Here is a 12,784-nt window from a genome sequence, read left to right as displayed (position 1 = left end):
CATGATTTAACCCTCTAGTTTCTCGCTATTTTTGCATAAGACTAATTTACCACTAATTCGACTTATGAGGCAAGGAGATATTTGAAAGAATTGAGGGGAGATAGCCCAGCAAGAAAGCACCAAAACATTTCAACCACAAGCTAATAATTCCCCACTGTACAGATGTCAAAACTGTGATAAAATAGTATAAAATTAAATTACACGCAAAGGAAAATGAAAATGACAATTTTACAAAACGAAATTATTGAGATTGGGCTTGATGAAAACAGCCCTAAGAACACATTTGCAATTACTAAAAATTCGCAGACAGTCGGACTTGTAAAATTTAACGAGAAGTCCGAGATTTATTTCGAAATTGAAGAAGATAAACGTGGCAATCACTATGCTAGCAATGCCCTATTTCTTTTAATGCCACACATCCATGAGGTTTTACACGAACCAATAGTTCATGCCATCGTGGCTAAGTCAAACGAAATGGCTATTCATTGTCTTGAACACAACGGCTTTGAACCAATTTCAAAAGACGAAGATAATCTATACTACGAACACAGAATTTACGAAACTAGATTAGATGACAATTACAAAGCACCAGAAGGTCAAAAGGTGATTTACCTAGCCGGCGGTTGTTTCTGGGGCATGGAAAGAGCTTTCAAAGAATTAAAGGGAGTTACTGAAACTAAAGTCGGCTATGCCAACGGCCACATTAAAAATCCAAGCTATGAAGAAGTTTGTAGACACGAAACTGGTTTTAGAGAATGCATTCGTGTAACTTATAAGCCTGAACTAACAAACACAGAAACTATCCTAAAAGCCTATTTTATCTGCGTTGACCCAACACAGTCAGATGGACAAGGTGGGGACATAGGCGAGCAATATTTACTTGGAATTTACTACAAAGATGAAGCGATAAAAATGGCAGTTTCTTCTTATATAAAAGAGGAAGAAAAGAAATACTCTGAATTCCACGTAGAAACAAAGCCACTTGATTGCTTCTATGAGGCAGAAGAGTATCATCAGGACTATTTACTAAAGAACCCTAATGGTTACTGCCACATTACTAGAGTTGAGATTGACAAGATTAAGGCACTTAATTAATAACAAAAATGTATATAAACAATTCAAATAAACATTAGTAAAAAAGAAGAGGTTAAATCATCATTTAACCCCTTCTTTTTGATATTATTTCTCAAAGTTATAATCATGCGAACTTATTGGAACTACGATAGGACTTGCAGAAATCGGATCCTGAATAACAACACTATCGATTCCATAGATTTCCTTAATGGTCTCTGGCACCACAATATTAGTTGGTGTGCCTTCTGTAAGAAGCTTTCCATTTTTCATTGCAAAGATATAATCTGCGTATTTTGAAGAGAGATTAATATCGTGTAAAACCATGACTATTGTGGTTTTCTTAGTCATGTTAAGCTCCTTTAAAAGATCTAAAATCTCTATCTGATAAGCAATATCAAGGTATGTGGTTGGTTCATCTAAAAATAAAATATCAGTTTCCTGCGCTAATGCCATAGCTATAAATACTCTCTGACGCTGACCACCAGATAATTCATCAATGCTTCTCTCCGCCAAGTCCTTGATTTTCATTGCTTCCATTGCCTCTTCTATGGCTCTGTAATCTTCACACTTTAAAGGCGACATGAAATTTCTATAAGGAAAACGACCTCTTGATACTAATTCTTCCACCTTTATCCCCTCTGGAGCAATTAAAGTCTGTGGAAGTAAGCCAATAGTTTTAGCGATTTCTTTAGATTTTATGCAAAGCAAAGACTTATCATCAAGTAAAATTTCACCTTGGCTTGGTAATAATAATCTTGCGAATGTTTTTAAAAGGGTAGATTTACCACTTCCATTGGAGCCCAAAATAACGCTTATTTTATTTTCAGGAATGTGTAGATTTACGGATTTTAATATATTTTCATTACCATAACCTACACAAATATTGTTAGCTAAAAGTGTGTGTTTCTTCATTATGCCTTTCCTTTCCTGTGCTGATAAATTAAGAGATAAATCAAGTATGGAGCTCCTAAAATTCCTGTAACTACGCCAACTGGATATCTTGTTGCCAATAAGTTTTCACCTACAAAATCACCAGCTAGAACAAGAATTGCCCCAACTAAACCTGACGATAATATATTGGATTGATTTCTTCCGCAAATTCTTGCTGCAATAGGCCCCGACAAAAATGCAATCGAAGCAATAGGGCCTGCAATTGCTGTTGCAAAGGCAATAAGCATAACCGCACATATAATTAAAAGTGCTCTAACGCGATTTACCCTAACACCGTGAACAACTGCGATTTGCTCACCTAATGCTATAGATTGAAGGCTATGTCTAAAGCCAATAACTGTTAAACCGCAAACTATAACAACTATAAAAAGCATAGGTAAAGATTCAGTAACTATGCCGTTTAAATTACCATTTAACCATCTCATAGCTGTTGGAACATCATATTCTGCCGCCTTCATAATCATCCAATTTGTCAAAGCACTAAAGAAGGCCTGAAAGCCGATTCCTACAAGGATTAAACGATTTGTTGAAAATTTGTCTCTGTATGAAATTTTATAGATAACCAAAGCTACCACAATTCCTGCAATTACAGAAATAAAGGATACTAGATTTCTATTTAATCTTAAAAATAAAATACAGTACACCGCTGCAACTGTTGATCCTGATGAAACCCCGATAATATCTGGACTTGCAAGAGGATTGTTAAGTAAAGTCTGAAAAATATTACCAGCAATTCCAAATGCCAAACCACATAAAATTGCAGCATAAACTCTAGGAAGTCTTAAGCGGGTAATGATAAAGGCCCCTGTTTTACTCATTTTAAATATAACCTTAAAAACTTGATCAAGGGAATAATTTACCGTTCCAAAACACAAGCTAATTAAGGCCAAAGCTAAAACAAGACCTGCTAATATACATAATTTAATAACGTAGATTCTCTTACTCTTTCTCATAGATTAGAAACCTTTGCCTTTCTGACCAAGAAAATGAAAACAGGTGCTCCAATTAGAGCTGTCATTATTCCTGATTCAAGTTCTGCGGGACGTCCTACAATTCTACCCAAAACATCTGAGAAAAGTAGAATTGAGCTACCATATACACCGCTAATTGCTATAAGTGGAGCATGATTAGAACCTATTAGCATTCTTACAAAATGCGGCACCATAAGACCAATGAAACTAATTGGCCCCGCAAGGGCTGTTGTTGTAGCACAAAGTAAAACACCGCAGATTGCTGCAATTATCTTAGTTCGATTTACATTTAAGCCAAGAGCAATAGCTGTTTCCTCAGATAGAGAAAGGGTATTTAAACTATTTGACATACACAAGCTAACAAAAATCGCCAAAATTGTAATAGGCAAAATAAGTTTAATATCCTCATAACTCGTTCCACCGATACTTCCAATTTGCCAAAATCTATAAGTTGTCATGACGTTACTGTTAGGCATTACAATCATACTTATAATAGATGATAATGCAATACTAATAGCTGAACCTGAAAGCGCAAGTTTAATAGGTGTTGCTCCACCAAATCCAAAAGATGCAAGTCTATAAACTAAAAGTGCTGCAAACATGGCACCTAGAAAAGCGAAGCCAATATATGACATTTTTGATTGGATATTAAAAAATGTAATTCCAACCACTATAAATAAAGAGGCTCCGGAATTTACCCCTAAAATACTTGGGTCTGCTATTGGGTTTTTAGTAATGGACTGCATTAGCACCCCTGAAATACTAAGGGACGCTCCTGCAATTATTCCAAAAATTGTTCTTGGAATTCTAGCCTTTACAACATTTATATTGTAATCTGTGCTTTTACCGCCAAACAATGCCTTTGCTACATCTAAAAAAGCTACGGATTTTGCTCCGTAGCTTATAGATACAAAAGCAGCTATCATTAAAATAAATATTCCAAGAAAAAATACAAATGTAATTTTCTTATTCTTCATCGATATTCTTTGCTGCCTCACTTAATGCTGATAAATACTCATCAATCGAATATGGGATTGAAAGGATTGATGGTGTTGTTGCAGCTGCAAGTGTTGATGTTGAATCAAGTAATACAACTGCGTCATTCTTTACTGCTGGAATCTGACTCATTAAAGGATCTGCCTTTAATGCTTCAAGTAAGCCCTCATCACCATAAACAACCATAATGTCTACATCGTTTAAAAGTTCAGCATTTTCTCTAGAAATAGTAACTGAGAAATCCTCTGTACTTGAAGCTAAAGAAAGAATGCTATCTGGTGTTGTAAATCCTAAATCGTTTAGGTATGAAGCACGTGGGTCAGCTGGTAAGTAAGCGTAAAATGTACTCATGTCATCCTGTGAGATCCAGAAGAATGCTGCTGACTTTCCCTCTAATTCTGGGTAGTTAGCTAACTTATCTGAAATGAGTGCATCTGTTTCTTCAACTAATGCCTCACCTTCTTCTTTCTTACCAATTGCTGTAGCATTAGTAATTGTCTGTTCTCTCCAGTTAGTCTTCCAAGCTGTCTCAAGGTATGGAATTACAGGAGCAATTTCAGAAAGTAAATTATATTCTTCTTCAGTCATACCTGAATATGAAGCAACGATAATATCTGGCTGCGCTGCAGCAATTGCTTCATAATCCCAACCTGTTTCATCGTTAAATACGTTAGGATTTGTTTCTCCTAAATTGTTAAAAGCTTCTTCTGTCCAAAGGTGAAGATTATTCTCTGACATCATACCAAAGTTTGCTGCAGATACTCCAACTGGAACTACGCCTAAAGCTAATATAGCATCCTGATTAGCCCAAGAAAGTGTTACAACTCTTTCAGGCTGACTTGTGATAGTTGTCTCACCATAAGCATGCTTTATTGTAATTGGGAATTCAGTAGATGAACTCTCTACCTGATTTTCATTAGTTGTTTCTTGACTCTTTGAACTAGTGCCACAACCTATAACTGTTGTAGCTAAAATAGTTAAAGTCATTAATAATGCGAAAATTTTACCTCTCATTATGTTTTTTCCTCCTATCTTTGGTTAGCTAGTGCTAACAGGACAATAATCTAACATAAGAGGATAGGTTTTGTCAAATTATTTTTGGTTTAATTTAATTAAGCATAATTTTTTATCAATAAAAAATGGGACAAACTTTGAAGCTCCATCTCAAAATTTGTCCCATTAATATTTTATTTATCCCACAAATATTAGCTTATAAGCATATCGCTAGCCTATAAACTAATAGCCGCCTTATATCCATCCTCTAGGGCCGCTCTAATTCTACCTGATTTAGAAGCATCACCAACAGAAATCACCTCTGGGCAATTCTTCTTAATTTCCTCGTCTAAATCATTTGATTTAGTTCCAAGAGAAATTACTATATTATCAAACTTAGCTGTAACATCTTCACCAGTGTCAGTCTTTTTAAACTTAGCTTCATGCTCTGAAACTGAAATCAACTGATGCTTAGGGAAGAACTTACAGCCTCCTGGTGCTAATCTACCCATTACGTCAATTAAATTCTGGAAGAAAAGTCCTGGACCAATGTCATCTGCCATCTCGTAAAGTTCGATATTATTTCCCTGATCCTGTAGGAATTCTGCAGTCTCAATACCGGTCATACCAGAACCTACGACGCAAATATTTTTGCCACTGAGTTTACATTTTCCTGATAATACCTCTGGAGGTGTAATGATAAATGGCTGATCTAGGCCTTTGATTGCTCCTAGTAGCACAGGCGAAGAGCCAATAGCGTTAATTACCTTGTAAGGGTTCTCAGATTTTATTAAGTCAAATGTAGCCTCAGTATTTAGACAGACCTTAATATTGTACTTATCAAGCATTGCCTGATAATAGTCAATAAGCCATGTAATTTTTTCCTTCTTAGGTGGCTTGTTTGCTAAATTTAGCTGACCACCAATGCAGGAATCCTTTTCAACAATAACCGGTGCAAATCCTCTTCGTGCCGCAACTACTGCCGCCTCAAGACCCGCAGGACCAGCGCCTAAGATAAGAACCTTTCTGCCAGCACCATCTTCCTTAAGTGGAAGGTAGGTGATTTCATCGCCACCCTCGATATTTACTGTACACTGTGCTCTGATTCCATTATCTTCATTTGCCACCATAAGGCTTTCCATACAATTAAGACAAGAAATACATTTTCTTATCTCACAAACTCGACCTTCCTTAACCTTATTACCCCAATCAGGGTCTGCGAAGAACTGTCTTGCTGAACCTACAAACTGCACGCCACGATCTAAGAATTCCATAGCGCCCTCAGGAGTTCTAATAACGGAACAGCCAATAACAGGGACAGATACTGCCTTTGCGATGGTTTCCGCATTTTTCATCTTCCAACCCTCATCAAATCCGGTTGGCTCCCAAGCCCAATTCATAGTCTCATAATTTCCGGAAGAAACGTCGATGGCATCCACGCCGTACTGCTCGAAAAGCTTTGCCATTTCAACAGCGTCCTCTAAAACCATGCCGCCTTCTATGCCGATTTCACGCATATATTCGTCTGCTGAAAATCTAATAATTATCGGATAGTCGCCGCATTCCTTTCTGATGCCCTCAATAATTTCCTTAATGATGCGCACTCTGTTTTCAATGCTACCGCCGTACTCGTCTGTACGGTGATTTGTATAGGTCGAGATAAATTCACACAATAAATAACCGTGTGCTGCATGAAGAACAACACCGTCAACGTCTGCTTTCTTCATTCTCACAGCACCGTCCACAAAATCCTTAACTGTGGCCTTAATCTCCTCCACTGTCATTTCGTGGGTGGGCATATGAATCAAATTGCTTTCCTGACCACTTGGTGAAGCCATGGAACCGCCGTTAATTGGAGCAATTCCCTGACATCCCGGGTGGTACAATTCAACAAAAAGCAGCGATCCATATTTGTGAACCTCATCTGCCATTTCCTTGTAGCCAGGTATGAATTTATCGTCGTCTGTACAAATGTTACGAAGATTACCACGTCCAGTCTTACTGTTAACAGAAGCTACTTCTGTCATTACGATACCGCATCCGCCCTTTGCCCTCTCAGCGTAAAAAGCAATGTCACGTTTTGACACGCTACCGTCAAGCTCTGCATAATAATTGCCCATTGGCTCAAAAACTATTCTATTTTTTGCTGTCACGGGGCCGATATTATGCTCTGTAAAAAGTTTTTCGTACATCGCATATACCTCCTTATACTATAACTATATAATATAAAAAATTAGGAGATAATACAATTGTAAAGAATAAATTTTATCAGTTCATAAAAATGCAATTGAACTCAGTTCATTTTAAATTAATCCATTTCCACGACAATTTTTCCCTTTGCCTGACCGGATTCTTGCATTAAAATGGCGGATTTTATGTCTGAAAACTTGTAAAGTTTATTATATTTTGGCCTTAATTTATGTTCTTTTAAAAATGTATATATATCGTTAATTTGCTTCTGAGTCGGATAATTTGAATAAAACGAAGTTAAATAAACACCGTTTGGGATATCTTTTATAGGGTCAAAATTATTAAAAGCATAAACTCCGCCAAGGATTCCTGTCTGACATACGAAAGCTCCCTTTTCTACTGCTTTCATAGTATCTATCAGGTTTTTAGGGCCTACTAAATCTAAAGCTTTTGTAACTCCCTTTATTTTTCCTGTTAATTGACCGTCATCAATTAAGCATTCGTCAGCCTCGTCAATTAGTTCTAGCTTAGACTCCTTATGAGTTGTTGCTATTACCTTGCTTCCTAGAGCCTTAGCTAGCTGAATTGCTGCATATCCTAGGGCACAACTTGCGCCTCTTATTAAAAGTGTGTCGTTCTTTTGCAAATTTAAAGCCTCAAATAGCGAACCCCAAGCTGTAAAATAAGTCTCTGGAATTGCACCAAGCTCAGCCCAACTCATATCACTATCTATTGAGAATACGATTTTTTCAGGTAATAAGGCATATTCTGCATATGCCCCATCAAAAGAACGGCCCATACCACCCATAAGTGCCATTACCTTTTGCCCTTTTTTAAATCTGGTATTAGATTCATCAACAACTTCCCCAACACATTCAATACCAGGAACAATCGGTTTCTTTATATAATCGTATTTAATTTCTTCAAGTCTTAAAATCTGCTCTGAATGGTTCATTCCAAAAGCTTTAACCCTAATTAAAAGCCATCCAGGCTTCACCTCTGGAATTTCCTTTCTAGATAAGAAAATGTCACAAGCCGCTGTAACCTTATCTAAAATCACTGCCTTCATGTACTCTTTCATAAATCACCTTTCTATGCTAACAACACGCTATGCTTACAATTCGCTATGCTAACTATACGCTATACTAACAATTTACTATGCTAACAATTCGCTGTCCTCTTCTAGCCAACATTGAGGATCATAAGAATAAAAACTTCCATTTGTTCCCTTTGCCACTGCAGGACATCCTCGACACCATGCCTTTAACTTACAGCGACTGCATTTTTCAAACTTATCAAATTCACGATACTTCTCAAAACTTGTTTCCCAAAGGTCACCAATTCTATCTTCAAAGACATTACCAACCTTAGAATCAGCCACACGTCTACAAGCATAGATATCACCTGTTGGAAGCACAGTTATATGACAGTTTGCACAATTGCATCCACCATAAATCATATCTTGCTTTGTGAAATCAGGAATCTTAAACTCACCCATTTCATATTCGTAAAGCGTCCAGAGATTGTCCTTTTTATTAAAATATGTCTTACATCCTTTTGATTCATATTCCTTAAACTTCTTATCACATGCTGCAAGAAGTTCTCTATATTCCTTACCAGTCATACTAATATCTAAATCACCACCGGATGGAACATATCTTGCAAAAGCAAATACATTTGCACCCGCTTTAACAACCTCATCAATAATTTCAGGGAGCTCATTCATATTGGTCTTTGATACCGTTGTCATAATTACACTTCTAATTCCTGCCTTATTTATAGTAGCAATCTTTTCAAGTGTGCAATCATAAGAGCCCGGCTTTCTAAACCAATCGTGAGTCTTTCTTAATCCATCGATTGAAAGCTGGTATTTCTCACAACCTGTCTCCTTAAGTCTTTGACAGACCTCATCATTAAGATGAAATGGATTTCCAAGAATTGTATATTTAATGTCGTTAGCTTTAAAAGTCTCGACTAATTTCCAAAAATCAGGATGAAGAATTGGATCTCCACCAGTCAAGTAAAAGTAAGGGGTGCGATTATATTTTTTACAAAAATCCAAGCAATTATTAAATGTCTTCTCTATCTGTTCCTGACACATAGATGCCAGACAAGTATGCTCGCCGCTTGAATATATGTAACAATGTTTACATCTTTGGTCACATTCGTCAGTTATATGCCATTGAAATGAAAAATATGATTTCATATAATCCTCCATTATTTTTAATTAGCCCCCAGAAAAAAATATCTGGAGGCCTGTAATGTACGTTTTTGCTTAGTTCTAATTTTTAAACTTAAGTTTGTATAATCTATTAGGTAAAAAATTACTTGTCACCTGCTCCGCAAGCTGAACCGCATGCTGCTGGCTTTTCATCTGGCTTAGGATCTGAAGCACCACATGCTGAACCGCATGCTGCCATAGCCTTTTCGCTACCATTTACCCAACCATTAAGATTTAATAATGACATAAAATTCATCCTCCTTTTAATTGTGAATATAAATATTAGAAAACTTGTTTATTAACTTGCTTTCTTTTCTTTACTATAAACTAAGTTAAAATTATCGAAAAGTACGCACTTTTTTATAACCCAGTTACTTTTTTGTAACTTATATTTTGTTTTATATCTTGCTATCATTTTCTTATTTTATAGACCTTACGATACTTTCATGCTATATTGAAATAAATACTATTTGCATTTAATCGTTTATGCATTTAATCATATTTGTACTTATAACATGATTGATTATAATTATTTATTATGAAAATATTTCTAAATCGAAAGGAGTTCACATGAAGACAAAACAAGAATTACCAGAGTGTCCAGTTGCTACAACAGTTAGTCTGATTGGCAGTAAATGGAAACTTCTTATAATAAGAAATTTACTTGTAAGACCTTGGCGATTTAATGAATTAAAAAACAGTTTAGATGGAATTAGTCAAAAAGTTCTTACAGATTCACTTAGATCAATGGAAGAGGATGGCATTATCACAAGAACTGTTTACCCAGAGGTTCCCCCTCATGTAGAATATGCTCTCTCTGAAATCGGTGAATCCATGAGACCAATTATCAATTCTATGGCAGAATGGGGAACTGATTATAAAAAAACACTTGAATAACGCTAAGATTTTTTTCATAAAAAACCTCAAACAAAAAGCGAAAGCCTTGATATTAATATAATCTTGGCTTTCGCTTTTTATTTATCTTTATATATATACTTATTTAAAAATCCGAATTTTAATTACTAAATATAAAAATGTCCCCGGCCTGGGGGACCGGGGATGAGTAGAGGGGATAGAAATATAGTCAAACACGAAGGAATATGGAGATTAACCTTCATGTCTCTGTGCTTTTTCAATGTTCGTTTCTGTCTCACGAACAAGTATTATTATATCACCGATTTTATATTATACTACTGATTTTTTGTCTTATTTTGAAAAATTTTACTGTTTTTTTGTCTTGAACTAGATTTTACACAATTTATTGATTCAGTATTTATGCGGCTTTAACGTATTAAAACTTTAAAAATATGAAAACCTTTTCACATCATTCATACAAAGTCATACAGTTTCAAGATCAACAAAGGCGCATAAAATCTAGCTTTCTGAGTATTAGACATATATTTTACTTAATTTATCAGTTAAAATTGTTTTAACTAAATTACTTAGCTCTTTTTATAATTAGTTTTTCAATATTTCACGTAAAACATTATTCGATAAAATCTGCTATCTTTGATCCTACTTTTTTACCAATCTTTTTTGCTGTTTTTCCAGCTTCTGATGCTACTTTCTTTGTTTTCTTATCAATTTCGTGCTCTTTAATATAAGCTTCAGCCTTATCAGCTGCATTATTAGTAGCATCTACAGCCTTTCCCACACCATTTAAAAACTTCTCTTTATTAATTAGTGTCATAAAAATCCCTCCTTTTAGGCTATTTGTAGTAAACTCTTGGCCGTTAGAAATACATTTTCAAAAGCATTAAAAAAGCCCTTAGGTATACTAAATTAACCTATCTCTGTTAATTTGAGTATACCATAAGGGCCTATTTCTTTCAATCTTCTTTAATTTTTATATTCTATAACTGCATTAAGCTTATTCTCTGTCTCAAATGTTACCAAAACTCTGTCATTATCCTGGAAATACTTTACCACAACATCGTCATCCTTTAGGATTTCCTTCTTGTATTCAACTCTAATATCAGAAAAATGTTTATTAAAATATAATTCTTCCGGAAGGACTTCATTTGCAATATCAATATAGCTTATATTATGCATATGACCGTTATAATCCATGTCTCTACGTCTAAGCTTATAGTTTAAGCTAGCAATTTCCTGCTTATTTTCAAGGGCTGAGATATCGATCTTGGCAATTTCTTCATCAAAAACAGAAACATCCTCTGACTCATATCTATCCATGATATCTGCAGTAATCTTCATTGGTCTACGCTTCTCAAGGTTCATGTAAATCCATCTAGAACTGCCAATTGCAATTAAATTCTCATCTTTATCGAATAATTTGAAATCTCTGTAAGCTAAAAGTCTGTCAGCCTTTCTAGACCAAGTAACTGCCTTGATTTCTTCGTCATAATCTGGTCTTCTAATAACTTTTACTTTCCAATCAAGTAGTGCCCAAGCAGCGTTATTATCCTGTATTTCCTTAACGCCAAAGCCCACGGAAGCTGAATGAACTGACGCAATATCTTCCATAATCTCTAAAATTGTTTTGTTTGTGGCTAAATTTTCATAGCCAATATCCTCTACACCAATTCTATAAGAACGTTCAAATGTCATTAAATCTACCTCTTATTCTTAGTTTCGTGTGATTTGTAAGAAGATGCTCTTAAATCTTACAGATTTCTTATATTTGTCAATTTCTTATATACCATAAAGCTCATATATCTTAATAAGCTCATAATTCTAATAAAAACTAACTACTAATATCATTGTAATATAAGATTTAAAGCTTTTTACTTATGTCGTCATACAATTAATTATTTTATCATGATTAAAATATAAAATCACCTAAAGATTTAATAAAATCGCAAATAGTTCTAATTCCTTGAGTTCTTGTTCCACGTGAAACAAAGAACGTATGTTTATATGTATTTTGTATTGCATAATTGCTATATTTTCAGATTTCTTTAATGAGATGTGAACTCAGTTCAAAATTGGAGGTATATTCTAATGGAGATATATAATTTTCAGTCTGTTATTATAAAGTACAGAATGAGGTATAATATAGTTTAAGTAACTTAGTAATTTGTAAATTTGTAGTTTTATGTTTGTTATAGATTATAATTGTGAACTGAGTTCAATTTTGAATCAGTAATCTTTAAAGGGAAATTTTAACGAATGCTAATCATTAATTGGTTCATAATCCAGTCTACATAAATATAAATAACATAGATTATTTTTGAACTCAGTTCACAATTTATTAAATTAGAATTCAAAATCCAATCACAATATCTAATAGGATTAAAAAGAAAATGAACTGAGTTCAACTTATTAGATAACATAAAATATTCACTTTCCAAGTATTAGTTGGAAGAGTAGGATATAAGCATTGTGAACTCAGTTCAAAATATTCCTTTGATACAATATTTGAGGATGA

Annotated in this window: 12 protein-coding genes; 2 read left to right on the top strand and 10 right to left on the bottom strand. The window is 34.8% G+C overall.

Annotation, left to right across the window (positions count from 1 at the left end; genetic code table 11):
- Positions 1–219 precede the first annotated feature (219 nt).
- Positions 220–1,095, top strand: coding sequence for a peptide-methionine (S)-S-oxide reductase MsrA (gene msrA / locus G600_RS0108355; RefSeq protein ID WP_242826368.1), 876 nt, complete (start codon positions 220–222; stop codon positions 1,093–1,095).
- A gap of 84 nt (positions 1,096–1,179) precedes the next feature.
- Here the strand turns inward: msrA and G600_RS0108350 are convergent, their stop codons facing one another.
- From G600_RS0108350 to acgA, 8 genes are all read right to left on the bottom strand, one after another.
- Positions 1,180–1,986, bottom strand: a complete 807-nt coding sequence (locus tag G600_RS0108350; protein ID WP_027431542.1) for an ABC transporter ATP-binding protein — start codon at positions 1,984–1,986, stop codon at positions 1,180–1,182.
- Positions 1,986–2,978 (bottom strand): FecCD family ABC transporter permease, encoded by a 993-nt coding sequence (locus G600_RS0108345; protein WP_027431541.1) that lies wholly within the window; start codon positions 2,976–2,978, stop codon positions 1,986–1,988. The genes G600_RS0108350 and G600_RS0108345 overlap by 1 nt, the downstream gene beginning before the upstream one ends.
- On the bottom strand, positions 2,975–3,973 hold the full coding sequence (locus tag G600_RS0108340; RefSeq protein ID WP_027431540.1) for a FecCD family ABC transporter permease: 999 nt from the start codon (positions 3,971–3,973) through the stop codon (positions 2,975–2,977). Before G600_RS0108340 ends, G600_RS0108345 begins: the two co-directional genes overlap by 4 nt.
- Positions 3,963–5,006 (bottom strand): iron-siderophore ABC transporter substrate-binding protein, encoded by a 1,044-nt coding sequence (locus G600_RS0108335; protein WP_027431539.1) that lies wholly within the window; start codon positions 5,004–5,006, stop codon positions 3,963–3,965. Before G600_RS0108335 ends, G600_RS0108340 begins: the two co-directional genes overlap by 11 nt.
- 215 nt (positions 5,007–5,221) lie before the next feature.
- Entirely contained in the window at positions 5,222–7,177 is a 1,956-nt protein-coding gene (locus tag G600_RS0108330; protein WP_027431538.1) for an oxidoreductase, read from the bottom strand.
- A gap of 116 nt (positions 7,178–7,293) precedes the next feature.
- Positions 7,294–8,256, bottom strand: coding sequence for an alcohol dehydrogenase catalytic domain-containing protein (locus G600_RS0108325; RefSeq protein ID WP_242826367.1), 963 nt, complete (start codon positions 8,254–8,256; stop codon positions 7,294–7,296).
- A 75-nt stretch (positions 8,257–8,331) separates the two neighbouring features.
- Positions 8,332–9,381, bottom strand: coding sequence for a radical SAM/SPASM domain protein, ACGX system (gene acgM, locus G600_RS0108320; RefSeq protein ID WP_034245995.1), 1,050 nt, complete (start codon positions 9,379–9,381; stop codon positions 8,332–8,334).
- Between the two features lie 118 nt (positions 9,382–9,499).
- Positions 9,500–9,643 (bottom strand): ACGX-repeat peptide, encoded by a 144-nt coding sequence (gene acgA, locus G600_RS15455; protein WP_081669448.1) that lies wholly within the window; start codon positions 9,641–9,643, stop codon positions 9,500–9,502.
- 323 nt (positions 9,644–9,966) lie between these two features.
- Here acgA and G600_RS0108310 point away from each other — a divergent pair, with 323 nt between their 5' ends.
- Positions 9,967–10,293: a winged helix-turn-helix transcriptional regulator gene (locus G600_RS0108310; protein WP_027431535.1), complete on the top strand. Its 327-nt coding sequence runs from the start codon at positions 9,967–9,969 to the stop codon at positions 10,291–10,293.
- 589 nt (positions 10,294–10,882) lie between these two features.
- Here the strand turns inward: G600_RS0108310 and G600_RS0108305 are convergent.
- Positions 10,883–11,086, bottom strand: a complete 204-nt coding sequence (locus G600_RS0108305) for a hypothetical protein (RefSeq protein ID WP_027431534.1) — start codon at positions 11,084–11,086, stop codon at positions 10,883–10,885.
- Positions 11,087–11,235: 149 nt separating this feature from the next.
- Positions 11,236–11,964 carry an acyl-[acyl-carrier-protein] thioesterase gene (locus tag G600_RS0108300; RefSeq protein WP_027431533.1) on the bottom strand — a complete coding sequence of 243 codons (729 nt, stop codon included), beginning with the start codon at positions 11,962–11,964 and terminating at the stop codon, positions 11,236–11,238.
- Positions 11,965–12,784: the final 820 nt, after the last annotated feature.

It is taken from the genome of Lachnospira multipara ATCC 19207, assembly GCF_000424105.1.
GTDB classification, from domain to species: Bacteria; Bacillota; Clostridia; order Lachnospirales; family Lachnospiraceae; genus Lachnospira; species Lachnospira multipara.
This window is presented reverse-complemented; position numbering and strand designations above follow the sequence as displayed.